General features: G+C 68.0%; 21 protein-coding genes and 1 tRNA gene. 13 read left to right on the forward strand and 9 right to left on the reverse strand.

The genetic code is table 11. The annotated features are described in order from the left end of the window. The first annotated feature begins 46 nt into the window (after positions 1-46). From ACZY0X_RS28565 to ACZY0X_RS28580, 4 genes are read left to right on the forward strand one after another with little or no spacing between them, the layout of a single operon-like run. Positions 47-1,213 (forward strand): acyl-CoA dehydrogenase family protein, encoded by a 1,167-nt coding sequence (locus tag ACZY0X_RS28565; protein WP_463775208.1) that lies wholly within the window; start codon positions 47-49, stop codon positions 1,211-1,213. Then, a complete protein-coding gene (locus ACZY0X_RS28570; RefSeq protein WP_463775209.1) occupies positions 1,210-2,148 on the forward strand; it encodes an acyl-CoA dehydrogenase family protein in 939 nt (312 codons plus the stop codon). The genes ACZY0X_RS28565 and ACZY0X_RS28570 overlap by 4 nt, the downstream gene beginning before the upstream one ends. Beyond that, a complete protein-coding gene (locus tag ACZY0X_RS28575; protein ID WP_463775210.1) occupies positions 2,145-3,338 on the forward strand; it encodes an acyl-CoA dehydrogenase family protein in 1,194 nt (397 codons plus the stop codon). The genes ACZY0X_RS28570 and ACZY0X_RS28575 overlap by 4 nt, the downstream gene beginning before the upstream one ends. Next, positions 3,335-4,330 carry an acyl-CoA dehydrogenase family protein gene (locus tag ACZY0X_RS28580; protein WP_463775212.1) on the forward strand — a complete coding sequence of 332 codons (996 nt, stop codon included), beginning with the start codon at positions 3,335-3,337 and terminating at the stop codon, positions 4,328-4,330. The genes ACZY0X_RS28575 and ACZY0X_RS28580 overlap by 4 nt, the downstream gene beginning before the upstream one ends. Here ACZY0X_RS28580 and ACZY0X_RS28585 read toward each other — a convergent pair. Beyond that, positions 4,327-4,641: a hypothetical protein gene (locus ACZY0X_RS28585; protein ID WP_463775213.1), complete on the reverse strand. Its 315-nt coding sequence runs from the start codon at positions 4,639-4,641 to the stop codon at positions 4,327-4,329. The two genes, ACZY0X_RS28580 and ACZY0X_RS28585, sit on opposite strands and share 4 nt — an antisense overlap. Positions 4,642-4,731: 90 nt before the next feature. Between ACZY0X_RS28585 and ACZY0X_RS28590 the strand changes: the two genes are divergently transcribed. Further along, a complete protein-coding gene (locus ACZY0X_RS28590) occupies positions 4,732-6,360 on the forward strand; it encodes a flavin-containing monooxygenase (RefSeq protein WP_463775215.1) in 1,629 nt (542 codons plus the stop codon). Between the two features lie 5 nt (positions 6,361-6,365). Here ACZY0X_RS28590 and ACZY0X_RS28595 read toward each other — a convergent pair whose 3' ends face one another. After that, a complete protein-coding gene (locus tag ACZY0X_RS28595; RefSeq protein ID WP_463775216.1) occupies positions 6,366-8,132 on the reverse strand; it encodes an MOSC domain-containing protein in 1,767 nt (588 codons plus the stop codon). 5 nt (positions 8,133-8,137) lie between these two features. Next, a complete protein-coding gene (locus ACZY0X_RS28600) occupies positions 8,138-8,584 on the reverse strand; it encodes a MarR family winged helix-turn-helix transcriptional regulator (protein WP_463775217.1) in 447 nt (148 codons plus the stop codon). Positions 8,585-8,651: 67 nt separating this feature from the next. Here ACZY0X_RS28600 and ACZY0X_RS28605 point away from each other — a divergent pair, with 67 nt between their 5' ends. The 6 genes from ACZY0X_RS28605 to ACZY0X_RS28630 all read left to right on the forward strand — a co-directional run bounded on the left by ACZY0X_RS28605 (position 8,652) and on the right by ACZY0X_RS28630 (position 18,179). After that, complete coding sequence (locus ACZY0X_RS28605) at positions 8,652-9,899, forward strand: multidrug effflux MFS transporter (RefSeq protein WP_463775218.1); 1,248 nt, start codon at positions 8,652-8,654, stop codon at positions 9,897-9,899. A gap of 31 nt (positions 9,900-9,930) precedes the next feature. Beyond that, complete coding sequence (locus ACZY0X_RS28610) at positions 9,931-11,721, forward strand: penicillin-binding transpeptidase domain-containing protein (RefSeq protein WP_463775219.1); 1,791 nt, start codon at positions 9,931-9,933, stop codon at positions 11,719-11,721. Between the two features lie 48 nt (positions 11,722-11,769). Beyond that, the gene (locus ACZY0X_RS28615; protein WP_463775221.1) at positions 11,770-14,136 is read left to right on the forward strand and encodes a lysylphosphatidylglycerol synthase domain-containing protein; all 2,367 of its coding nucleotides are present in this window, start codon (positions 11,770-11,772) and stop codon (positions 14,134-14,136) included. A 52-nt stretch (positions 14,137-14,188) separates the two neighbouring features. After that, on the forward strand, positions 14,189-14,650 hold the full coding sequence (locus ACZY0X_RS28620; protein ID WP_463775222.1) for an SRPBCC family protein: 462 nt from the start codon (positions 14,189-14,191) through the stop codon (positions 14,648-14,650). After that, positions 14,640-16,448, forward strand: coding sequence for a sulfatase-like hydrolase/transferase (locus ACZY0X_RS28625; RefSeq protein ID WP_463775224.1), 1,809 nt, complete (start codon positions 14,640-14,642; stop codon positions 16,446-16,448). The genes ACZY0X_RS28620 and ACZY0X_RS28625 overlap by 11 nt, the downstream gene beginning before the upstream one ends. A gap of 90 nt (positions 16,449-16,538) precedes the next feature. Continuing rightward, positions 16,539-18,179, forward strand: coding sequence for a peptide chain release factor 3 (locus tag ACZY0X_RS28630; protein ID WP_463775225.1), 1,641 nt, complete (start codon positions 16,539-16,541; stop codon positions 18,177-18,179). Between the two features lie 117 nt (positions 18,180-18,296). Here the strand turns inward: ACZY0X_RS28630 and ACZY0X_RS28635 are convergent. Then, positions 18,297-18,380: transfer RNA gene (locus ACZY0X_RS28635), tRNA-Leu, on the reverse strand. Between the two features lie 34 nt (positions 18,381-18,414). On the opposite strand from ACZY0X_RS28635, the gene ACZY0X_RS28640 reads away from it, so the two are divergent. Both ACZY0X_RS28640 and ACZY0X_RS28645 read left to right on the forward strand, forming a co-directional pair. After that, complete coding sequence (locus ACZY0X_RS28640; RefSeq protein WP_463775227.1) at positions 18,415-18,792, forward strand: hypothetical protein; 378 nt, start codon at positions 18,415-18,417, stop codon at positions 18,790-18,792. Beyond that, positions 18,789-19,169, forward strand: a complete 381-nt coding sequence (locus tag ACZY0X_RS28645) for a DUF3817 domain-containing protein (RefSeq protein ID WP_463775228.1) — start codon at positions 18,789-18,791, stop codon at positions 19,167-19,169. Before ACZY0X_RS28640 ends, ACZY0X_RS28645 begins: the two co-directional genes overlap by 4 nt. Before the next feature lie 60 nt (positions 19,170-19,229). Here the strand turns inward: ACZY0X_RS28645 and ACZY0X_RS28650 are convergent, their stop codons facing one another. From ACZY0X_RS28650 to ACZY0X_RS28670, 5 genes are all read right to left on the reverse strand, one after another. Further along, positions 19,230-21,161: an MFS transporter gene (locus tag ACZY0X_RS28650; protein WP_463775229.1), complete on the reverse strand. Its 1,932-nt coding sequence runs from the start codon at positions 21,159-21,161 to the stop codon at positions 19,230-19,232. A gap of 54 nt (positions 21,162-21,215) precedes the next feature. Beyond that, positions 21,216-21,815, reverse strand: coding sequence for an RdgB/HAM1 family non-canonical purine NTP pyrophosphatase (gene rdgB / locus ACZY0X_RS28655; protein ID WP_463775230.1), 600 nt, complete (start codon positions 21,813-21,815; stop codon positions 21,216-21,218). A 5-nt stretch (positions 21,816-21,820) separates the two neighbouring features. Continuing rightward, the gene (gene rph, locus ACZY0X_RS28660; protein ID WP_463775231.1) at positions 21,821-22,603 is read right to left on the reverse strand and encodes a ribonuclease PH; all 783 of its coding nucleotides are present in this window, start codon (positions 22,601-22,603) and stop codon (positions 21,821-21,823) included. 58 nt (positions 22,604-22,661) lie between these two features. Further along, positions 22,662-23,435: a cyclic nucleotide-degrading phosphodiesterase gene (locus tag ACZY0X_RS28665; protein ID WP_463775232.1), complete on the reverse strand. Its 774-nt coding sequence runs from the start codon at positions 23,433-23,435 to the stop codon at positions 22,662-22,664. Between the two features lie 194 nt (positions 23,436-23,629). After that, a complete protein-coding gene (locus ACZY0X_RS28670) occupies positions 23,630-24,310 on the reverse strand; it encodes a rhomboid family intramembrane serine protease (protein ID WP_463775234.1) in 681 nt (226 codons plus the stop codon). Between the last annotated feature and the right edge of the window lie 17 nt (positions 24,311-24,327).

Below are 24,327 nucleotides of genomic sequence, written 5' to 3' on the forward strand. Positions count from 1 at the left end.
TCGAGAATACTAGCAATCCTTATAAGGATTGCCCTACGATCGGCTGGTGGACTTCGACATGAGCGGCGCGGCCACCGCACTTCGCCACGAGCTGCGTGCGCTGGTGCACGCCAACGTGCCGGACGGCTACCTCGGCGCCTTCACCGACGACCCCGCCGATCTCGAGGTGGCGCAGGCCTTCTGCCGACTGCTCGCCGAGCGCGGACTGCTGTGCATGTCCTGGCCGGAGGAGTTCGGCGGCAAGGCGTCCTCGGCGTGGGAGCAGACCGTGGTCCGCGAGGAGATGTGGGCCCACCACGAACCGCGCGGCGCGCAGTACATGGGCGTCAACTGGGTGGGCCCGACACTGATGCGGCACGGCACACCCGAGCAACAGCGTCAGCACCTGCCGCCCATCGCGCACGGTGAGGTCATCTGGTGCCAGGGCTTCAGCGAGCCCGAGGCCGGTTCCGACCTGGCGTCACTGCGCACCACCGCGACCCGTGACGGCGACGGCTGGCGCATCAACGGGCAGAAGATCTGGACGTCGTACGCGACCATGGCGCAGTGGTGCTTCCTGCTGGCACGCACCACCCGGGTGGGTGAAGGTGCCGTCACCAAGAAGCAACAGGGTCTGACGATCTTCCTGGTCCCGATGTCCGATCCGGCGATCACCGTGCGACCGATCGGCACAATGTTGGGGCCGCACCACCTCAACGAGGTGTTCTTCGACGACCTTCGCGTCACCGACGCCGACGTGCTGGGAACCGTGGACGACGGCTGGTCGATCGTGCAGAACGTGCTGGCCTTCGAACGGGTCGGCATCGCCCGCTACGCCCGGTGCGAACGCCTGCTGCACATGGCGCCCGACGCTCTCGGCGACAACTGGGATCGGCTACCCGCCGAACTGCGGGCGCGCTGGGCGCGCATGCTGACGCACTGTCGCCGCGCTCGGCTACTGGCCTACCGCGTCGTGGCACTGCAGGCCAGCGGCCAGGTGAAGCCGACCGATGCGGCGTCCTATCGCATCGCCGTCACCAAACTCGACCAGGACAGCGCTGAGGTACTGATGGAGATCAGCGCCGAGATCCCTGCCCAGGCAACCGGTATCGCCGCGGTGTTCCGCGGCGAGGCCGAGGATCACTGGCGCTACTCGCAGGCCTCGACGGTGTCCTCGGGCAGCATCGAGATGCAACGGATCCTGTTGGCTCGAACCCTGTTGGCGGCGAAGTGATCATCGACCTGAGTGATGAAGCGAAAGAGTTCGGCGTGCAGGCGCGCCGCGCCTTCGAGGCCGCTGGCGGCGACGACCTGGTGCAGCGCGCCGAGGCAGATCCCACCGTCCGCGAGGCGCTCGTCGGATGTGTTCTCGCCGAACTCGGCGCGTGGGATCTCGAACCGCGCGATGACGCCGACTCCCTGGAGGCCGCTGCCGCACTGTGCCGCAGCGCGGGCTACTGGGCGCTCCCCTACCCCGTCGCCGAGCGCCTGGCGCGACCGCGTGACCTCGACGTCGACGGCCTACTCGTCATCGCGCAACCCCGCCCGAGTGCGACCGTCACCGGTATCGACGGACGCTGGGCCGCAGTGACATTGGATGGCCGCAGGCACACCGTCACCGGGACGACCCACCCCGGTCCCGCCTTCACCAGCGTGCTGGAGTTGGCCGCGCTTGACGACGACGGCGCGGCCGACCTCCCGCTGTCCTTAACGCTGCCCTGCTGGACGATTCTCGGAATGCTGGACCGGGCAATCGAACTCACGATCAACCACGTCCAGATGCGCCAGCAGTTCGGCCAGCAGCTGTCGTCATTCCAGAGCGTGCAGTTTCAGCTGACGGACGCCGAGGCGGAGCGCGCCGGCCTCGACATGCTGGCCAAGTACACGCTATGGAGTGTCGGCACGGGACGCCCCGAGGCACTCGACGACGCCCTGGCCCTGCGGATGGCCGCACTGGAGGCCGCCGAGGTGGTCTTCCGCGTCACCCACCAGCTACACGGCGCCATCGGCTTCTGCGACGAGACCACGCTGTCGTGGCTGTCGCGCCACAGCCAACCGCTGCGGCGCCTGCCGCTCGGCCTCTCGGCGACCCGCGATCTGCTGACCACCCGCGTCGACCGCCGCGGCCTGACCGGCCTGTACACACCCGAGCGGGATGTCGCGCGATGACAACCGACCTGGAGGAGTTCCGAAACCGGGTGCGGCAGTGGTGCGTCGAGCACGTTCCGTCTGACTGGCGGGCCCGGCAGACAGGCGTCGGCGACGAGGAGTTCGTCGCGTTCCAGAAGTCGTGGTTCGCCGAGCTGCACACGGCGGGCTTCGCCGTGCCGCACTGGCCCACCGAGTGGGGTGGCGGTATGTCCGTCGCCGAGCAGATCGTGCTCTACCAAGAACTCGCAGCGCACGATGCGCCACGGCTTGTGTTGGCGTTCGTCGGGATTCACCATGCTGCATCCACTCTGCTGGTCGCAGGCACTGACGCGCAACGAGACCGGCACCTGCCCGCAATCCTCGATGGCGAGATCTGGGTGCAGGGCTTCTCCGAGCCCGAGGCCGGCTCGGACCTGGCCGCCCTGCGCACCACCGCCCGACGCGACGGCGACACCTTCGTGGTCAACGGCCAGAAGCTCTGGGCCAGTGGCGGAATGCACGCCGACTGGTGCCTGCTTCTGGCCCGCACCGATCCGGATGCGCCCAAGCGCAAGGGCATCTCGTACTTCCTGATGGACATGACCTCCCCCGGCATCGACGTACGCCCCATCCGCAACGCCGTGGGTGACTCACACTTCTGCGAGGTGTTCCTCAACGACGTGGTGATCCCCGCCGAGAATCTCGTCGGGCCGGAGAACGACGGATGGCAGGTGGCGCAGGCGACGTTGGGCGCCGAACGCGGCACCACGATGCTGGAACTGGCCGAGAGGCTCGGCCACGCCGGCTTCCGATGGTTGGTGCAGGAGTGCGCGCGCGTACGTGAGGACGGCACACGCCCACTCGACGACTCCGCCGTAGCTGATTCCCTGGCCCGGTTCGAGACCGAGATCAGCGGGTTGCGCGGGCTGTGCCGCAAGGTCGTCGAGGGACACGACGGCGGCGCCGTGGGTCCCGCCGACGCGTCGATCGTGAAGCTGTTCTACAGCGAGTTGCTACAGCGCATGACCGACTTCGGCGCCGAGATCAGTGGTCTGCAAGCGCACACCGTGCTGGCCAAGCCGATGTCGAGCGGGTGGGAGTCGGGCGCGTGGATGCTCGACTTCATCGGATCATGGGAGTGGACCATTCCCGGCGGGGCCAGCGAGATTCAGCGCACCATCATCGGTGAGCGCGGACTCGGACTGCCGCGAGAGCCGGTGACGCCGTGAGCGAGGACTTCCGCGAGATCCACGACGAACTACGGGCCGTGTCACGCGACGTGCTCGCCCATGCCCCAGTCGACTGGGCGCAGATCACCGCCGCGGGATGGCCCGGCCTCGAGGTTCCGGACGCGATCGGCGGTGCAGGTGCGACCTTCGTCGAGACCGCGATCGTGCTGGAGGAGATCGGCCGCGCCGCAGCGGCCAATCGGTTCCTCGGCACCACTCTGGCCGTCGGCGCGCTGACGGCGCTGTCGCCCAACGAATCCCGGGACGCACTGCTGGGACGGCTGGCCGCAGGCGAGAGCGCCGCGTTGGCATCCGGGTTCACCCTCGAGCGCGGCATTGGTGGCCTCGTCGTGTCGGGGCGGGCGGAGTTCGTCCTCGACGCCGACGGCGCCGACCATCTGCTGCTGCTGGCCCGCGACCCCAACGGTGCCCACGTTCTCGTCGCGCCCTCTGCGGCGACGGTCACGCCGCAGCCGGCGCTGGACGAGACGCGTTCGTTGGCAGTCGTCACGACCGATCGGACACCGGTGTCACAGTCCTGGTCCCCGATCGTCGATCCCGATGCGCTGGGCCACCGCGCGGCGGTCTCCGTCGCGTGCGACAGCCTCGGGTTGGCCGAGGCGATGCTGGCACGCACCGTCGACTACACCAGCGTGCGCATCCAGTTCGGCCGGGCCATCGGATCGTTCCAGGCGGTCAAGCACGCGTGTGCGGACATGCTGGTGCACATCGCGGTGGCACGACAGTTGGTCGAGGCGGCGGTGGCAGAGGTGGCCGCGGGAGTCGATGCGTCTGTGACGACGGCGATGGCCAAGTCGTACGCCACCTCCATGGCGGTTGACGTCGCGGGCAAGGCCATGCAGCTGCACGGTGGAATCGGCTACACCTGGGAGAGCGGTGTGCACGTGTACCTCAAGCGCGCCGCGCTGAACCGCGCACTGTTCGGGTCGCCGTCTGAACACCGCAGGCGACTTGCCGCGCGGTACGGCTAGGGCCTGTTTCTGATGACCGCGCCCGGACCGAGCACGGGGCCTGTCGTCAGACCCGGAAACGATCCTCCGCTGGCCTGAGTCAGCGCAATGCAGACACCAAGGTGATTGCCCGTACAGGGGACGCCCTGCACGGTCGGCACCTGCCCGGCGGGGCGGCTGACACCGGGATTCGTGATGTGGCGAGACGACCCGTTCTCCGTACACCGCACCAGGTAACCGTCCGCACAGTCATCGGCCCACGCGGGCACCGCCGGGCTCAGCGCACCGAGCGCGGCGGCCGCGATGACTCCCCACCCGAGGGCCGCTCTCACACCGTGCACTCTACGCCCGCACCCCGAACTCTCTTGCATACTGTATGGCTTTCGATAAGGTGGGGCGGAACTCGTTCCCAGGAGGACCAGATGGCGGCTGTCGACGACGACACCCGGTACGACGCCGTGATCATCGGCGCGGGCTTCTCGGGCCTCTACATGCTGTACGAACTGCGTCGCCGCGGCCTGCGCACGTGCGTGCTGGAGCGCGCGGGCGCCGTCGGCGGCACGTGGCTGTTCAACCGGTACCCAGGCGCGCGCTGCGATATCGAGAGCATTGAGTACTCGTACAGCTTCTCCGAGGAGATCCAGCAGGAGTGGGTCTGGACCGAGTCGATGCCTGCGCAGCCCGAGATCGAGCGCTACCTGAACTTCGTCGCCGACCGTCTCGACCTCCGCAGGGACATTCGGTTGCACACCGAGGTCGTCGCGATGACATTCGATGAGGACGCCGCGCAGTGGTGTCTGGACACCGCAGAGGGTGAACCTGTCGTCGCCCCGTATGTCGTCGCCGCATCGGGGATCCTGTCGGTGCCGCTGGAACCCGACATCGATGGCATGGACACGTTCGCCGGTACCTCCTTGCACACCAGCCGTTGGCCCGCTGACGGCTTCGACTTCACCGGCATGAGTGTCGGTGTCATCGGAACCGGTTCCACCGGAGTCCAACTCATCCCGGTGGTGGCGAGGGAGGCTAGCCAACTCACGGTGTTCCAGCGCTCGCCGGCCTTCACGCTGCCGTGGGCAGTGCAACCGATCGCGCCGGCCGAACTCGACGAGATGAAGGCGAACTACGACCAGATCCGGGAGGCGCAGCGCAACAGCGCCGTCGGCGCGGCGCGCCTATCGGCGTTCTCGGTCCTCATCGACATGCTCAGCCAGCCGCCCATCAAGTCGGCCTCACGCGAGGATCAACTGGCCGCCATCGAGGCGAATGGCGTGATGGGCGCCCTCAACTGGGGTGACATCTTCTTCGACATCGAGGCCAACCGGATGGCCACCGCACTGTACGGCGAGGCGATCGCCCGCATCGTGGCAGACCCGGAGACCGCGGCGGCACTGGTGCCCACGCACCCGTTCGGCTGCAAGCGCCCGATCATCGACCAGGGCTATTACGAGACCTACAACCGCGACAACGTCACCCTCGTCGACCTGCGCAGGGGACCGATCACAGCGGTGACGCCGACTGGCATCGCGACCGAGCAGGGCTCGTTCGACCTCGACGTGATCGTCTACGCCACCGGCTTCGACGCCATGACGGGCGCGTTGACCCGCATCGATGTTCGCGGCCGAGATGGCGTGCTGCTCAAGGACTTCTGGGCCAGCGATGGTCCACTGTCCTACCTCGGCCTCGCGGTGGCCGGGTTCCCGAACCTGTTCGTCGTGCAGGGGCCGGGCAGCCCGTCAGCGGCCACGAACTTCCTCACCGCGCTCGAGCAGCATGTGGAGTGGATCGCCGATTGTCTGGATCACCTGCGCGCCAACGGGTATCGCGAGATCGAGGCGCTTCCCGAGGCGCAGATCGAGTGGATCGAACACGCGACGTCGATAGTCGAGGCGACGGTGCTCATGGATCCGTCGTGCAACTCCTGGTACAACGGCGGCAACGTGCCCGGCAAGAAGCGGATGTACATGGGCTACACCGCAGGCATCCCGGAGTACCGGCGTCGCTGCGATGAGATCGCCGCGGGCGGCTACACCGGCTTCAAGTTGAGCTGATGCGGTCAGAGGTCGAGGACGACCTCTTCGGCGGGAACCGAGCAGCAGATCAGGACGTTTCCCTGCGCGGGTGGTTCGAGCGGTTCGGGGTCGTAGCGCACCGATCCCGACAGCAGCGCCGTCTCACAGTTGTGGCAGACCCCGGTTCGGCACGACCATCTGGTGGGCACATCGCACGCCTCGGCGAACTCGAGCAGGCTCTCGTACTGCGGACCCCATGGCACCGTGAGGCCGCTGCGGGCGAAGCCAACGCCGGGACCCGAGCCTGCAGGACCTGTTGGCGCATGCGGTGCGATGGACGCTGTCGCAGTGATACCCGGGGTGAGTGCTGCTGCAGCACCGAAGGTCTCACTGTGAATGCGCGCGGCCGCGAGGCCGTAGTCGACCAGACCTGCGCTCAGCACCCCCATGAAGTCGGCGGGGCCGCACAGGTACGCGTCGCAGTCGCGCGGCGGTCCCAGCGTCGCGAGCGCCTCGATCGACAGCCGGCCGAGCGCCGTGTAGTCCGAGCCCAGCCGGTCTGATACACCGGGGCGACTGTAGAAGACGTGCAGATGGCCACCGGGCAACTGGCGCAGAACATCACGACATTCGGCGGCGAACGGATGCTCCGTGCCGTCTCTGGCGCCGTGCAGCCACCAGACCTCCCGCGGGGAGGCCGACTCCGCGAGGGTGTGCAGCATCGACAGCACCGGCGTGATCCCGACACCCGCCGACAACAGGAGCACCGGGTCGTCGCCGTCGGCGAGAAAGAACGTGCCCCGCGGCGCGGCGACGTCGAGCACGTCGCCGACCGCGACCCGGGTGTGAAGGTATCCGCTGCCGCGCCCGTTCAGTTCCCGCTTGACGCCGATGCGGTAGGCGCCGGAGTCCGGCGCGTTGGACAGCGAGTAGTTGCGGAGCACTGTGCCGCCATCCGGCTCGGACCGCAACCGTAACGCAATGGACTGACCGGCAAGCCAATTCGGTAACCGCGCCCCGTCGGGATCGGCCAACACCAGCGATCGGACATGGGCGCTCTCATCGTTGATCGAGGTGACCCTCAATGGCCGGAAGCCGGACCACACCGGCGGCGGACTGGCCGCCGCGCCGGTGAGTCCCGTGTTCCCATTCGACGTCGCCGAGCCCTGCCCCTGTTTGATCAGGTTCTCGAGCGAGGCCTTCCACCCTGGGCTCAGCGCGGGTACCCGCAGGGCACGCTCGAGGGCATCGTGGGGATGACCGGGCAGGTAGAGCAACGCGTCGATCTCTGCGACCGTGACCGACTCGGGACCGTCGGCGATCTTCACGATCTCCTGGCCCGCCGCCACCTCGCCTTCGGTGACGACACGGAGGTAGAAGCCCGGGCGTCGGTGAGATACCAGCAGCGAGGCCATGTTCGGCACTGCCAGCCGCATGCCGACGCGGTAGCAGGTGACTCGGGGCTGGGTGACCTCGAAGACAGCGTCTCCGATCCGGTAACGGTCGCCGATGCATACCTCGTCGTCGGGTAGACCGTCGACGGTGAAGTTCTCGCCGAAGTGCCCCGGCGCCAGGTCGTCACGTCCGAGTTCGGCGATCCAGTGCCGGTAGGACGCGTCCTGATACACCAGGACGGCCCGGTTCTCACCGCCGTGCCCACCCAGGTCCCCCTGGCCATCACCGTCGACGTTGAGCCGTCGCACCATCCGAGGTCCATCCACGGGCCGTTTCCACGCGCCGGTGCGGACGACCCGGCCCCTCCACTCGACATCCCTGGGCGCTCCGACGTTCAGTGAGAGCAGAGTGGCCATGGCTGTCAGCCTTCCGCCAGGCCGACTTCGAGTTCGGCGAGCAGCGTCAGCGCCGAGTCGAGATTACGCCGATCGGCACCGGCATTGCCCAACATCCGCGACCAGTTCGCCCGCAGCCGACGAAGATTGGCCTGCGCGCGCGGGGTCGGGTTCAACTGGGCCTGCCGTGCGTCATCCCCGCCGACAGATCTGGAGACCAGCCCCTTGGTCTCCAGGGCGCGCACGGCGCGGCTGAGATTGCTGCGCTGCAGGCCGGTGGCGGCCGCCACCGCAGTGGGCGATGCGCCCGGGTGGCGGTCGATGAATCGCATGACGTTGATCTCGGTTGCCGTGAGTTCCACGACCTGAGCATCCAGATGTGCCTCGGTGCTGATCGTGCGGGCCAGCGCCAGGATCAGGTCGGCCAGGTCCGCCATGCGGTCATCGGTGTGACCATCATCGCCCTCGCTCATCTGGCCAAGACTACCCCGATTGTTGTACTTTAATAAGTATCATTTGATAACTAATTGGAGGTGATCCGTGACGGCGGCCCTAGACACGTCCCCCCGGACCGAACGCGAGCGGACCATCACCGCGACCCTGCTGGTGACCCTGGCGCTGCTGTCCGCGGTCGCGCCCTTCGCCACGGATCTGTATCTGCCCGCGTTCCCGACGATGGTGACCGACCTGGGCACCTCCGCGACGGCGGTGCAGCTGACGCTGACTGCGTTCCTGCTGGGGCTGGCCTTCGGTCAACTTCTCTTCGGCCCGTTGTCCGACCGGTTCGGCAGGGTGCGGCCCCTGCTCGTCGGGGCGACGGTGTGCGTAGTCGCCAGTGCCGCAACCGTGTTCGCACCCACCGTCGAGGTGCTGATCGGAGCGCGGTTCGTCCAGGGCTTCGCCGGGGCGGCGGGCATGGTCATCGGGCGCGCCATCATCGCCGACCTCGCGACGGGCAAGGCCGCAGCACGGGCATTCAGCCTGATGATGATCGTCGGCGGGGTCGCACCGGTCATCGCACCCCTGGCGGGTGGATTTCTGGTCGGGCCCATCGGCTGGCGCGGGGCACTGGCCGTCATCCTCGCCCTGTCGACGCTGATGCTGCTGGCGGTGCTGTCGATCGTTCGCGAGACGCACACGGAGCATCGGCGCGCCGAACTGCGATCGTCACGTGCCGCACTGGGGTCACCGCTGCGCGATCTGGCGAGCCGGACCTACCTCGGCAACGCCGCGGCATTCTGCTGCGCATTCGCCACGATGATGGCCTACATCTCCGCGTCGCCGTTCATCTACCAGACCATGATGGGGCTCAGCGCCGGCCAGTACGGCGCCATGTTCGGTGTGAATGCCCTTGCGCTGCTGAGCATGAGTGCGCTCTCGGCGCGCCTGACCACCCGGCACGACGTCCGGCGCCTTGCCGGAATCGGTCTGGGCCTGGGCCTGGGTGCGACCGTGACGCTGCTGGTGTTGGCGACATCGGGTGTCGCCGCGGGTTGGCTCGCCCTGCCACTACTGGTGACGGTGGGCAGCATGGGCCTGGTCTTCGGCAACACCACCGCGCTGGCACTGGGCGCGGCGCCCCGCGCCGCGGGCACGGCGTCGGCGGCACTGGGCGCGACACAGTTCGGACTCGCCGCAGCGGTCACTCCCCTGGTCAGCATCGCAGGCGAGGCCACGGCCGTCCCCGCGGCGATCGTCATGGTCTCCGCGAGCACGCTCGCCGTGCTGGCCTTCGCCTGCGCCGGTCGGCGCGAGTCTGACACTCCGTCACCGCCAGACGTTCGATGATCGGGCGGCCGCTGGCTAGCCTCGAGGGGTCATGACGAAACGTTGCGCGCTGGTTCTGCTGATTGGTCTCATACTCCTCGGATCGACGGGATGTTCGCTGTTCTCCAGCAGCGGCCCGGACGACGCATTGCGGGCATTCGCTGAAGCGCTGCAACGCAAGGACGCGGGCGCCGCAGCCGCCGCAACCGACGACCCGGACGCAGCGACCCCCGTCATCACGTCGATGTTCGACGGTATGGGCAAGAACGCGTCGGTCACCGTCGACGTCACCGAACCGGATGACTCGGCCGAGAACCAGGCAACGACCAAACTCGGCTACACGTGGACGTTTGGGCCCGACCGCACCCTGCACTACGAGGCGACGGCCACCGCCACCAAGGACGGTGATGACTGGCATGTCCAGTGGTCACCCACCGCACTACATCCCAAGCTCGCGCCAGGCGTGTCGTTCCAGTACAGCGACGACAAGAACTTCCTCACCCCGGTCGTCGACCGAGACGGCCAGCCACTGCTGACCTGGCAGACCGTCGGCGTCATCAACCTGACGCGCGACCACCTCACCGCCGCGCCCGCCCTCGCGCCGGTGCTGCAGCAGTTCGAGCCGACGATCACCCCCGAGACCATCACCGCCCAGTTCGACGGCAACTCCGACGACGTCGTCACCGTGATCAGGCTGCGGCAGGCCGACCTGGACGCGGTGGCCGACCAGCTCGCCCAGATTCCCGGCGTCAGCGTGGCCGAGCAGGGCGCCCTGCTCACCGCCAACCGCGAGTTGTCCTCCCCCGCAATCAGCGGGCTGCAGGAGATCTGGCAGAAGACGATCGACGCGACCGCCGGTTGGTCGGTCCACCTGGTCGACGCCAAGGGTGAGCCGGTTGACGTGCTGGAGTCGACACCGCCCGGTGACACCAAACCGATCCGCACCACCCTCGACACCCGGTTGCAGATGCTCGCCCAACAGGCTGTGGCCGCTGAGCCCAGGGCCGCGGTCGTCGTGGCGATCTCACCATCGACGGGCGGGATTCTGGCCGCGGCGCAGAACCCAGCCGCCGACGCGCAGGGGCCGATCGCCTTCACCGGCTCCTATCCGCCGGGTTCGACGTTCAAGACCATCACAACGGCGGCGGCGTTGCAGGCGGGCCTTGCCACGCCGGACACCCCGGAACCGTGCCCGGGCCGTGTCACGGTCGAGAACCGCACCATCCCCAACGACGATGAATTCGACTTGGGCACTGTGCCGTTGACGACGGCGTTCTCCCACTCCTGCAACACGACGATGGCGGTGCTGTCTGACAAGCTGCCGGCCGACGCGCTGCCGAACACGGCCAGGATGTTCGGGATCGGTGTCGACTTCGTCATCCCCGGACTGACCACCATCACGGGCAACGTGCCCAATGCCGACACCCCGGCGCTGAAGGTGGAGAACGGGATCGGCCAGGGCACCGTGACCGTCAGCCCGTTCGGACTCGCCGTCGCCGAGGCGAGCCTCGGACATGGGTCGACCATCACCCCGACCCTGGTCATCGATGAGAAGACCACCGCCGACACCCCATCCGAGCAGATTCCGCCCGCCATCGGCGACAGCCTGCGCGCGATGATGCTGCAGACCGTGTCCGACGGCACGGCCACCGAACTGCGGGACGTGACCGGTCTGGGCGGCAAGACGGGCACCGCCGAATTCGGTGACAACACCCATTCGCACGGCTGGTTCGCCGGTATCGCGGGTGATATCGCCTTCGCGACGCTGGTGGTCGGCGGAGACTCATCGGCACCGGCGATCGCGGTCTCCGGCGCCTTCCTGCGTCCAGCACTCACCCCCTGACCGGCGTTTCGCACCCAATAGCACCGCCCGGCCAGGGATGCTGAGGGCGTGCGAGTCGACGGCCGGGAGATCACAGTTGCAGGCAGGCTGCTGCAACCGCTGACCCGGCGAACCAACGACATCCTGCGACTCGTCGTCGCGACGGTGCTGCTGGCCGTCGTGATCACCAGCTCCCTGATCACCCGCAACGACTGGGTCGGGCTGGAGAAGTCGATCTCCAACATCGTGGGAGTGCTGACGCCCACGCAGTCCAACCTGGTGTACCTGGCGTACGGCATCACCATCCTGGCCCTGCCGTTCGTGATCCTGATCGGGCTGATCATCTCGCGGCAGTTCAAACTGCTCGGGGCCTACGCGGCGGCCGGGATGGTCTCGATCCTCGCGCTGTCCATCACGGCGAACGGCATCGCAGCACCTCGTTGGCACTTCGATCTGTTCGACCGGCTCAACACCACGCTGTCGCAGTTCCTCGACGATCCGCGGTGGATCGCCATGCTGGCCGCGATGCTCACTGTCTCGGGTCCCTGGGTGCCCGCCCGCTGGCGCCGCTGGTGGTGGACTCTGCTGCTGGCATTCGTGCCGATCCACCTGGTGGTCAGCGCCGTCGTGCCTGCCAGGTCGGTGTTGGGCCTCTCGGTCGGTTGGTTCGTCGGCGCGTTGACGGTTCTGTTGGTCGGCACTCCGGCGCTGGAAGTGCCACTCGTGGACGCGGTCCGGGCGTTGGGACGGCGCCGATTCATCGTCACGGCATTGCAGGTACTACACCCGGCCGGGCCGGGACCCCTGGTGCTGTCCGCGACGTGTGAGGGCTCCGACGAGCCCGCCATCGTCGAGTTGTACGGCCCCAATCAGCGCAGCGGCGGCGCGTTGCGGCAGATCTGGCGCTACCTACGCCTGCGCAAGAGCGAGACCGGGCCGCTGCAGACGTCGATGCGCCGCGCCGTCGAGCACCGGGCGCTGATGACGATCGCCATCGACGACCTCGGCCTGTCGAACACCACCACGATGTCGGTGGCGGCCCTGGATCGCGGCTGGACGCTGTACGCGCACACCTGGCCCCGCGGCGACGCACTGTCGGCCGATGATCCGGTGGAGACGGCGTGGGAGTCATTGCGGCAGTTGCATGAACACCAGATCTCCCACGGTGACCTGCGTCCGGCGAAGATCACCCTCGATGAAGACAAAGCGCGGTTCGGCGGGTTCGACAACTCCGAGTACGGCGCATCCGACACCCAGCTGCAATCCGATATCGCCCAGTTGTTGGTGACGACAACGGCGCTGCACGGCGCGAAGCCGGCGGTGACCGCTGCGATCACCTCCTTCGGCCGTGACACCGTTTTGACCGCATCACGGCGGTTGACCAAATCGGCTATGCCACAACGGATCAGGAAGTCCGTGATCGATATCAAGACATCGGTCACGAGCGCGCGAGACGAGGTGAAGCGCCAGACCGGCGCCGACCAGATCCAGACCGAGACCATCACCCGGTTCACCCGAAACCAGTTGATCCAGATGGTGCTGCTGGTGGCCCTGGTCTACGTCGCGTATCCGTTCATCAGCACAGTGCCCGCGTTCTTCGCCGAACTCCGGACCGCGAACTGGTGGTGGGCGCTGCTCGGCCTCGCGGTGTCCGCGTTGACCTACGTCGGCGCGGCGGCCGCACTGTGGGCCTGCGCCTCGGAACAGGTGAACTTCAAGAACCTCACAATCATGCAGGTGGCCAACACGTTCGCGGCCACCACGACACCCGCCGGGGTTGGCGGCCTTGCGCTCAGCACCCGCTTCCTGCAGAAGTCCGGCCTCGGCGCGGTGCGCGCCACGGCGGCCGTGGCGCTGCAGCAGTCGGTGCAGGTGATCACCCATGTGGCGCTGCTGATCTTCTTCAGCGCCGTGGCGGGGGCGTCGGCGAACCTGTCTCACTTCGTGCCATCGGCCACGGTGCTGTACCTGATCGCCGGCGCGGCGTTGGGTGTGGTGGGCACGTTCATGCTGGTGCCGAAGGCACGGCGCTGGCTGGGCACCGAGGTGGGGCCGAGGCTCAAGGAGGTCGGCCAGGATCTTGCCGACCTGGTTCGTGAGCCCAAACGCCTGGCGTTGATCGTGCTGGGTTGTGGCGCAACCACTCTGGGTGCGGCACTGGCACTGTGGGCCAGCGTCGAGGCGTTCGGCGGTGACGTCTCGTTCGTCACCGTCACCGTGGTGACGATGATCGGCGGGACGCTGGCCTCCGCCGCGCCCACCCCGGGCGGCGTCGGCGCCGTGGAGGCCGCGCTAATCGGTGGTCTTGCCGCGTTCGGGGTCCCGGCGGCGGTGGCCGTTCCGTCGGTGCTGCTGTACCGCGTGCTGACCTGTTGGCTGCCGGTGTTCATCGGATGGCCGGTGATGCGGTGGTTGACGCGCAACGACATGATCTGAAGCGGGCCGGGCATTCGCGAGTCGGACGCACTGCCACCCGCGATGGTGTTTGATGGGTGCCGTGTCGGTCATCACCCGCGATGCCACGATTTCTGCCCCGCCTCAGGCGATCTGGGACGTTCTCGCCGATTTCGGTGCGCTCAGTTCATGGGCGGACGGCGTCGACCACTCGTGCATCTTGAACCACGGTGCGGACGGGGTGTCACCGGGCACGACCCGCCGCGTCCAGGTTGGCCGCAACGTCCTGGTCGAGCGCATCACCGAGGCGGCTGCACCGGAAACCCTCGCCTACGACATCGAGGGACTGCCACGCCGACTGCGCCATGTCGCCAACCGCTGGACGCTGCGGCCCGCCGGCACGGCGACCGTGGTGACTCTCACCAGCACCGTCGAGGTGGGAGCCAACCCGCTGGCACGCGCAGCCGAGCGAATCGTGTGCCGCGTCATGGCCAAGCAATCCGACTCGATGCTCGCCGGACTGGCTCGACATCTGGAGAAAACGCATGGCTCATAGGCCCGACATCGTCATCCTCATGACCGACGAGGAGCGCGCCACACCGCCGTATGAGTCCGATGACGTGCTGTCCTGGCGCCAGCGCACGCTGACCGGCCGACGCTGGTTCGACGAGCACGGCGTGAACTTCACCAGGCACTACACCGGGTCGCTGGCCTGCGTGCCGAGCCGCCCGACGATCTTCACCGGCCAGTACCCGGATCTGCACGGGGTCACCCAAACCGATGGCATCGGCAAGCGCTACGACGATTCGCGACTGCGCTGGTTGCGCCGCGGCGAGGTGCCCACGCTGGGCAACTGGTTCCGCGCCGCGGGATATGACACCCACTACGACGGCAAGTGGCACATCAGCCACGCCGATCTCGAGGATCCGGCGACCGGTGAGCCGTTGGCCACCAACGACGACGACGGCGTGATCGACCCCGTCGCCGTCACCCGCTATCTCGAGGCCGATCCCCTCGGGCCCTACGGCTTCTCGGGGTGGGTGGGCCCGGAGCCACACGGTGCGGCCATGGCCAACAGCGGTTTTCGGCGCGACAACCTGTTCGCCGACCGGATCGTCGCGTGGCTGAGCGATCGCTATGAGCGTCGCCGCGCCGGTGACGAGGAGGCGCTACGCCCCTTCCTACTGGTGGCTAGCTTCGTCAACCCGCACGACATCGTGCTGTTCCCGGCCTGGGTGCGCCGCAGCCCGATCGAGCCCTCGCCCCTGGATCCGCCGAGCGTGCCCGCACCGCCGACCGCGAGGGAGGACCTGTCGACCAAACCGGCCGCGCAGATCGCCTTCCGCGAGACCTACTACTCCGGATACGGACCGGCACCCGTCGTCGGGCGCACATACAAGCGCAACGCGCAGCGCTACCGCGACCTCTACTACCGCCTCCACGCCGAGGTCGACGGCCCACTCGATCGGGTGCGACGCGCCGTCACTGACGGCGGTTCCGAGGATGCGGTCCTGGTCCGCACGTCCGATCACGGTGAGCTGCTCGGTGCGCACGGCGGGCTGCACCAGAAGTGGTTCAACATGTACGACGAGGCCACCCGGGTGCCGTTCGTCATCGTCCGCACCGGCGCGCACGCGACGCAGCCACGCACCGTCTCCGCGCCGACATCGCATGTCGACCTGGTGCCGACACTGCTCTCGGCGGCGGGTGTCGACATCGACGCGACGGCCACAGCGCTCACCGAGACGTTCACCGAGGTGCATCCGCTGCCCGGCACGGACTTGATGCCGGTGGTCGACGGCGCACCGGCCGACGAGGGCCGGGCGGTGTACCTGATGACACGCGACAACGTGCTCGAGGGAGACACCGGGGCGTCCGGGGGCGCCAGGCAACTGGGCGTCACCGAGAACCCGCCAGCACCGCTGCGCATCACGCTGCCCGCGCACGTCGGCGCGAACTTCGAGGGACTGGTGGTCCGAGTCGATGACGTCGACGCCCGCGGCGGCGCCGGGCACCTGTGGAAGCTGGTGCGCACGTTCGACGACCCGGCCACGTGGACGCAGCCCGGTGTGCGTCACCTGGCGGCGAACGGGATCGGCGGCGAGGCGTACCGGACCGATCCCCTCGACGATCAGTGGGAGCTCTACGACCTGACGTCCGATCCAGTCGAGACCGACAACCGGTGGCCCGACCCCGACCTGCACGACCTGCGGGCTCACCTGCGCATGCAGCTCAAGCAGGCGCGGGCGACGTCGGTTCCCGAGCGCAACACGCCGTGGCCCTATGTGGACCGGCACCCGCCCATCGCGTCGACCTCGGTGGCGCGCCAGGTGCTGGCGCGGCTGCGGAGGTAGCCACTCACCGGCGGTGACCAGCGTGTACCGCGGTGACCTGACCGACACGATTACGGGTTTGATGGGCGCCGCCAATATCATCGTTACTCAATGATCGAAAACGCCCCGGTCGTCCCGGCAGCCGCCGAGGGACGCGCGGCAGAACGCATAGCCACCGAAGCCCGTCGGCGCAGGACGTTCGCCGTCATCAGCCACCCCGACGCAGGCAAGTCGACGCTCACCGAAGCGCTCGTCCTGCACGCCAACGCCATCACCGAGGCCGGTGCCATCCACGGCAAGGCCGGGCGTCGCGCCACCGTGTCGGACTGGATGGACATGGAGAAGGCCCGAGGCATCTCCATCACGTCGACGGCACTGCAGTTCCCCTATTCCACCGCGGGACGCGACTGCGTCATCAACCTGCTCGACACCCCGGGCCACGCCGACTTCTCCGAGGACACCTACCGCGTCCTGACCGCCGTCGACTGCGCGGTGATGCTGATCGACGCCGCCAAGGGCCTCGAGCCGCAGACCCTCAAGCTGTTTCAGGTGTGCCGTCACCGCCGGATCCCGATCATCACGGTGATCAACAAGTGGGACCGCCCCGGTCGTGACCCACTCGAGCTGATGGACGAGATCGCGGCCCGGATCGGCCTGCGCCCAACGCCATTGACGTGGCCGGTCGGTATCGCCGGTGACTTCAAGGGCGTGCTGGACCGGCGGACCGGGAACTTCATCCGGTTCACCCGCACGGCCGGTGGGGCGAAGGCCGCGCCCGAGGAGCACATCACCCCGGACAACGCCCACGCCTCGGCGGGCATCGACTGGGACCGCTCGGTCGAGGAGTCCGAACTTCTCGAGGCCGACGGTGCCGACTACGACCAGGAGACCTTCCTGGGCTGCGAGTCCACACCCGTGCTGTTCACCTCCGCGGCGTTGAACTTCGGCGTCAACCAGCTGCTCGACGTGCTGGTCCAACTCGCTCCGGCGCCCGACGGACAGGTCGATGTCGACGGCAACCGGCGCGCCACCGTGGCGCCGTTCAGCGCCTTCGTCTTCAAGGTGCAGGCCGGTATGGACTCGTCCCACCGCGACCGCATCGCCTACGCGCGGGTCTGCTCGGGCACGTTCGAGCGGGGCGATGTCCTCACCCATGCGACGACGGGCAAGCCGTTCGTCACCAAGTACGCACAGTCGGTGTTCGGCCAGCAGCGCTCCACTCTGGACACCGCGTGGCCGGGTGACGTCATCGGGTTGGCCAACGCCAACGCCCTGCGACCGGGCGACACGCTCTTCCGCGATGTCCCCGTGCAGTACCCGCCGATCCCGAGCTTCTCCCCTGAGTACTTCTCGGTGGCCCGGGGCACCGACCCGAGCAAGCACAAGCAGTTCCGCCGCGGCATCGAGCAGTTGGAGCAGGAGGGCGTGGTGCAGGTGCTGCGCTCCGACCGCCGCGGTGAGCAGGCGCCGGTACTCGCCGCCGTCGGACCCATGCAGTTCGAGGTGGCCACCCACCGGATGGCGACCGAACTGAGTGCGCCGATCTCGCTGGAGTCGCTGCCCTACACGGTGGCGCGGATCGTGGATCCCGAGGATGCCGACTTCGTCCAGCGCCAGCCGTCGGCCGAGGTTCTGACGCGCACCGACGGCGTCATGCTCGCGCTGTTCTCGACCAAGTGGCGGCTTGAGGGCTTCCAACGCGACAACCCCGACGTGCATCTGCACTCGCTGGTGGCCGCGTCCGACGATTAGGTCGTAGCGATTGCGGCGTGGCGATTGGGTCGACGACCGCCAATTGTGAATCTGGCGACGCCTGACCAGGGGTCTGCGTCGCCAGATTCACAGTCGGCGGGATGCTCCTACCAATTGTGCGGGCGGTGGGACTCGAACCCACAAGTTCTTTCGAACACCGGCACCTAAAGCCGGCGCGTCAGCCAATTGCGCCACGCCCGCGAACGGGCCAATCCTAGCGCGGTACCGTTAGGGCATGTCCACTACACGGCGTAGGAGACCGGCGCTCATCGCGCTGGTGTGCCTCGGCGCCGCCGGCTGCATGGCACTGGCGTGGTGGCAGTGGACACGCTACGAGTCCAACTCGGGCAGCTTCGTGAATCTCGGCTACGCACTGCAGTGGCCCATGTTCGCCGGCTTCTGCTTCTACGCGTACTACAAGTTCGTCCGCTACGAGGAGGCCCCGCCTCCTGCGGCGAGCCATGGCGAGCTGACCGCGATCCCGGACGGGCTGTTGCCCGAGCGCCCCAGCGCCGCCACACCCCGCGACGACGACGATCCCACCCTGCGCGAGTACAACGCCTACCTTGCCGAACTCGCGAAGTCCGAAACCGATGACAGGACCACACCATGAGCAGCCCTGACCCCGAGGCTCCCGCCGATCGCCCCGAGGCCGCCGACCCGGCACCCGCGACGCCGCCTGCCGACGCGATCCGCAAGCCGCTGCTCGGCTACCGCGTCCTGGCATGGGCGACGGGTATCTGGCTCATCGCGCTCTGCTACGAGATGGTGATGAAGTACGGCTTCAACGACGACTCGTTGAGCTGGATCGCCGTCGTCCACGGCTGGGTGTACTTCGTGTACCTGCTGTTCGCCGCGAACCTCGCGGTCAAGGTGCGCTGGCCCATCGGCAAGACCATCGGCGTGCTGCTCGCGGGCACCATCCCGCTGCTCGGCATCATCGTCGAGCACTTTCAGACCAAGAAGATCAAGGCGCAGTTCGGCCTCTGACGCGACGGGCCTCTAAACGCGACGGGCCTCTAAACGCGACGGCCTAAGCGCGACGGGACATCAGTCGCGCTGCACCAGGAGCGGCGCGGTCACATCGGCGGCGGCGTCGTCAACGACGATGCTCAGCGCCAGCCGGTCGACGTACTCGGATAGCGCCTCGACGTGTGCCGAGGACCAGGCGTGCTCCGTCGAGTACGACTCCCGAACGTCGCGCTGTCGGTACAGCCGCTCGCACCCCCGCGGTGTCAGGTAGAACACCGGTGACCGGCCGCTCTCGACGCGACCCGTGCCCGAGGCCAGCCCATCCCGCAGCAGCGCGGCGACGTGTCGGCTCGCCGTCGGTACGTCCCCTCCGATGGCGGCCGCGAGGTCGGCCAGTGACATCGAGCCCGCCGCGTCGATGTGGCTCATCACCTGATGCGAATCGCGATCCATGCCCACCGACTCGTCGGCGTACGGGCCGTTCTCCGAATGTCTGCTCAACAGCGACAGTGAGGACTCCAGCCGATGCGGCGGAACGGGGTCGGCGACGGGTTCACCGAGACCGTCGTCATCGACGAAGTCCGCGGTGGCCCCGGGCGGTTGCACCACCGGGATCAACAGCGCCAGCACCGCGGCCAACGCCGCGACGCACGCCGCCACCACCAGCGCCGTCCGGAACCCGGCCATGGTCGGGACCTGAGTGCCGGCGTGTGACACCACCATGCCGGCGAGGATCGCGCCGATCACCGCGCTGGACACCGCCGTGCCAAGGGAGCGGGCCAGCGCATTGATGCCGTTGGCCGCCGCCGTCTCCGACACCGGCACCGCCGCGTTGATGAGGGCGGGCATGGACGCGTACGCGAACCCCACGCCCACGGACACCGCGATGTTGAGCAGCATGATCTGCCACGGTGCCGCAAGAAGCACCAGCCCGGCGGAGTACGACACGGCGATGATCACCGCTCCGGTCACCAAGGTGAAACGCGGCCCACGCACCCCGGCGATTCGCGCCGCGATCGGCGACGTCACCATCATGGCCAGGCCACCGGGCGCCAACCAGAGGCCCGTCGCCAGCATCGACTGGCCCAGTCCGTAGCCCGTCTCGGTCGACATCTCCAGAATCTGGGGCGCCACCAGCGTCAGCCCGAACATGCCGAAGGCCACCGCCACCGAGGCGACGTTGGTCGCCAGCACCGGCCGCTTCACGGTGGTCCGCAGGTCGACCATCGGCGAGGAGATCCGAAGCTGCCACCACCCGAACACCGCGAAGATCACCAGCGACGAGACGAACATCGCCAACGTGGCACCGCTTGTCCAGCCCCAACTCTGGCCCTTCGAGATGCCCAGGAGCAGCGTCACCAGGCCGCCCGCCAGGAGCAGCGCACCCAGCGGATCGAGCCGGTCGTCCGTGCGTGACGGGACGTGCGGAACAAGGAATATGAACATCACCAGGGCCGCGACACCGAGACCGGTCGCGAACCAGAACAGCATGTGCCAGTCGAAGCGCTCCGCGATCACGGCCGACAGCGGCAGCCCGAGCGCACCGCCTACACCCAACGATGCGCTCATCAAACCCATTGCGCTGCCGACGCGCTCGGCTGGAACGCATGATCGCAGCACGCTGATACCGAGCGGGATGATCGGTATCCCGAAACCCTGAAGGCCACGGCCGACGATCATCGGCAACAGCGACGTCGTCGAGGCTGCGAGCACCGACCCGCCGATCAACATCAGCGCACACGTGATCAGCATCGGCTTGGGCCCGTACATGTCGCCCAGTCGGCCGAACACCGGTGTGGCGACGGCCGCGGTCAGCAGCGTCACGGTGATCACCCAGGACGCATCGGAGGGGCTGGTGTTCAACAGCCTCGGCAGTTCGGGGATCAACGGGATGATCAGCGTCTGCATCATGGACACGCTGATGCCCGCCGCCGACAGCACGGCGATAAGCACGCTCGGATGCCGCGGGGTCAGCGAGGACGGGACCCCAGCGGCAGCACGACGAAACACCGCGCGAACACTACGCGTTTAGTAGCGCTACATAAAACTACGGATTTCCGGTGCTCAGACGAGCGCCCGCAGGGCCGGAAGCAACAGTGCCAGCGCCCGTCCGCGATGCGACGCGGCGTCCTTCTCCTCGCGGGTCAGTTCGGCCGCCGACCGCGACTCCCCGATGGGCACGAACACCGGGTCGTAACCGAATCCGCCGGCCCCGCGTGGTTCGTGGGCCACCGTGCCCGGCCACTCGCCACGGACCACCGTCTCACCGGCCGAGGACACCAGCGCGCACGCCGACACGAAGGCAGCGCCGCGCCGCTCCTCGGGCACATCCCGCAGCTGGCCCAGCAGGAGCGCGGTGTTGGCCGCGTCGTCGCCGTGGGCACCCGACCACCGTGCGGACAGCACACCCGGCATGCCGTTCAGCGCGTCGACCGTGATCCCCGAGTCATCGGCGACCGAGGCCAAGCCGGTGGCGCGAAAGGCGTCCCTGGCCTTGGCCAAGGCGTTCTCCTCGAACGTCGCACCCGTCTCCGGGGCCTCGTCGAAGGGCGCCACGTCGTCCAGTGACAGCAGGGTCAGACCCGACACCCCGGCGGTGTCGAGCACGCGATGCAGCTCGGCCAGCTTCTTGGGGTTGCGGGAGGCGACCAGGACGCGAGACAACCCGGTCAGCTTCCGAACGCCTTCTTCGGCGGGCCGGACGGCTCGGGAAGCTCACCGGGATAGGGCAACTCCAGCGCCGCGTTCTGGATCGCGAACAACTGCTCGCACGAGGCCATCGCAAGGTCGAGCATCTTGTCCAGCGTCGAGCGCGGGAACGTCGCACCCTCACCCGTGCCCTGGATCTCGACCAGCGTGCCCGTGTCGGTCGCCACGACGTTCATGTCAACCTCGGCGCGCGAGTCCTCGGTGTAGGGCAGATCCACCCGCACCCGGCCGTCGACCACGCCGACCGACACCGCGGCGATCGCACACGACAACGGGCGGGGGTCGGACAGCTTCTCCGCCGCGGCCAGATACGTCACCGCGTCGGCCAGCGCCACGTACGCGCCGGTGATGGCCGCCGTCCGGGTACCGCCGTCGGCCTGCAGCACGTCGCAGTCCAACGCGATGGTGTTCTCCCCCAGCGCCCCCAGGTCGATGCACGCGCGCAGCGACCTGCCGACGAGCCGGCTGATCTCCTGTGTGCGCCCGCCGACCTTGCCCTTCACCGACTCACGTTGCGAACGGTCGTGGGTGGCCGCGGGGAGCATCGCGTACTCGGCCGTCAGCCAGCCCTGGCCCGACCCCTTGCGCCACCGGGGCACGCCCTCGGTGACGCTGGCCGTGCACATGACCCGGGTCTGGCCGAACTCGACCAGCACCGAACCGGCCGGATGTGAGGTGAAGCCTCGGGTGATGGTTACCGGTCGCAGCTCGTCATCGAGGCGGCCATCTTCTCGTCTGGACACGGGCCAACCCTATCGGCCCAGGGCAACTCTGGCGTCGCGTGGTTCAGGGGCGCGTGGTTCAGGAATGCGTGACGTCGAACGTCTCGTCGCACACCACGGCGTGCACGGGACCGTCGAACTCGGCCTTGGCCTCGCTGATCACGTCCTCACGCGAGGTCCACGGCGGGATGTGAGTCAGGAGCAGCTCGCGCACACCGGCTCTCGCGGCGGCACGCCCCGCCTCGGTACCCGACAGGTGAAGTTTCGGCGGACGGTCCGGCGCGTGGGTCCACGACGCCTCGCACAGGAAGACGTCGGCGCCGCGGGCCAGCTCGATGAGCGCGTCGCAGTACCCGGTGTCACCGCTGTAGACGAAAACGGCCCCGGACGGGTCGGTGAACCGCATTCCGTAGGACTCGGTGGGATGGCACACCAGACGCGGCTCGACGGTGAGCGTGCCGATCTCAACCGGCTCGGCGTCGACCCAATTTCGGACGTCGAAGATGTCGGTGAAGTCATCGATCTCGCGGCCCTCGGGAGACGACGCGGCGCCAAGTCGGGCCCAGGTGGCCTCCGGGCCGTACATCAGGGCACGCCCCTTAGGCGGGGTCGGGTGATAGCGACGCCAGACGAACAGACCGGGAAGGTCCAGACAGTGGTCGGCGTGAAGGTGCGACAGCAGAACACCAACGGTGCCGGGATCGGCGTGACGTTGCAGTGCGCCCAGCACACCACCACCGAAGTCGATCACCAGCGGTGGCGTATCGGGTGCGGTCACCAAATATCCGGATGCTGGCGAATCAGGCCCCGTCACACTGCCGGAGCAACCCAGTACGGTGATTCGCACGTTCACTAGCTTGCCATGCCCGATGGGCGTGTGACGAAAACATCAGCGCTTTGGGCGTCGCGTTTCATCAATTCGTCGCAATGTGCTGCCTCACCTGGTCAGACGCCGATTGAGACGCAGACCGCCCGCAGCCCAAAGTGTGGCGCAGGCCTCAATCAGCAAAGCGCAGCACATGGCCCGCCACAAGACCGTCTGCGCCCTCAGAGACCGATTGAGGGTGCGGTCTTGCCCTTGCGTTGTTCGCGGGCCTTCCGCTCCGGACCGGACAGCAGATAAGCGGCGAACACACCCGCGATGGCACCGCACAGGTGGCCCTGCCACGACACCCCCGGGGTGCCCGGCACCACACCGAGCAGAACGCCTCCATAGATGAAGAGGACCACGACGCCCACGACGATCTCCCACACCGTGCGGGTGAAGAACCCGAACACGATCAGGAACGCCAACCAGCCGAAGATGAGGCCTGAGGCGCCGATGTGGGTGGACGTGCACTGCACGCCGACATAGGGACAGTGCAGCCCGACATTGCCGATCAGCCAAGTACCGAACCCGCCGACGATCCACACGATCGCAGTGGCCGCGACGAACCTCCCGATCCCGGCCAGCGTCATCAGGAATCCGAGGACGAGGGCGGGCAGAGTGTTGGCGATCAGGTGCGGCCAACCGCCGTGCAACAGCGGCGCCCAGAGGATGCCCCACAGTCCATCGGTCTCGAGCGGTCGAATGCCATCCTGGTCGAGCCGGTGGCCCATCACCACGTCCACGACCTCGATGACGTAGAGCAGGGCGACGAAGGACAGGATCGTCACGCCGCCGACCAACCACGCCGGCCTCTTGCTCGGGCCCGGTGTGATCGCGGGCGGATACCCCGGCATCGTCATGCCCGGTCCGCCCCTTG

The sequence above is a fragment of the Mycobacterium sp. IDUB_39 genome (assembly GCF_055419205.1).

Excerpts from the sequence above, each read along its gene's own strand:
- ACZY0X_RS28575 (WP_463775210.1), top strand. The coding sequence starts at position 2,145 with ATGACAACCGACCTGGAGGAGTTCCGAAACCGGGTGCGGCAGTGGTGC.
- ACZY0X_RS28590 (WP_463775215.1), top strand. The coding sequence starts at position 4,732 with ATGGCGGCTGTCGACGACGACACCCGGTACGACGCCGTGATCATCGGC.
- ACZY0X_RS28595 (WP_463775216.1), bottom strand. The coding sequence starts at position 8,132 with ATGGCCACTCTGCTCTCACTGAACGTCGGAGCGCCCAGGGATGTCGAG.
- ACZY0X_RS28600 (WP_463775217.1), bottom strand. The coding sequence starts at position 8,584 with ATGAGCGAGGGCGATGATGGTCACACCGATGACCGCATGGCGGACCTG.
- ACZY0X_RS28610 (WP_463775219.1), top strand. The coding sequence starts at position 9,931 with ATGACGAAACGTTGCGCGCTGGTTCTGCTGATTGGTCTCATACTCCTC.
- ACZY0X_RS28620 (WP_463775222.1), top strand. The coding sequence starts at position 14,189 with ATGGGTGCCGTGTCGGTCATCACCCGCGATGCCACGATTTCTGCCCCG.
- ACZY0X_RS28625 (WP_463775224.1), top strand. The coding sequence starts at position 14,640 with ATGGCTCATAGGCCCGACATCGTCATCCTCATGACCGACGAGGAGCGC.
- ACZY0X_RS28630 (WP_463775225.1), top strand. The coding sequence starts at position 16,539 with ATGATCGAAAACGCCCCGGTCGTCCCGGCAGCCGCCGAGGGACGCGCG.
- ACZY0X_RS28640 (WP_463775227.1), top strand. The coding sequence starts at position 18,415 with ATGTCCACTACACGGCGTAGGAGACCGGCGCTCATCGCGCTGGTGTGC.
- ACZY0X_RS28645 (WP_463775228.1), top strand. The coding sequence starts at position 18,789 with ATGAGCAGCCCTGACCCCGAGGCTCCCGCCGATCGCCCCGAGGCCGCC.
- ACZY0X_RS28670 (WP_463775234.1), bottom strand. The coding sequence starts at position 24,310 with ATGACGATGCCGGGGTATCCGCCCGCGATCACACCGGGCCCGAGCAAG.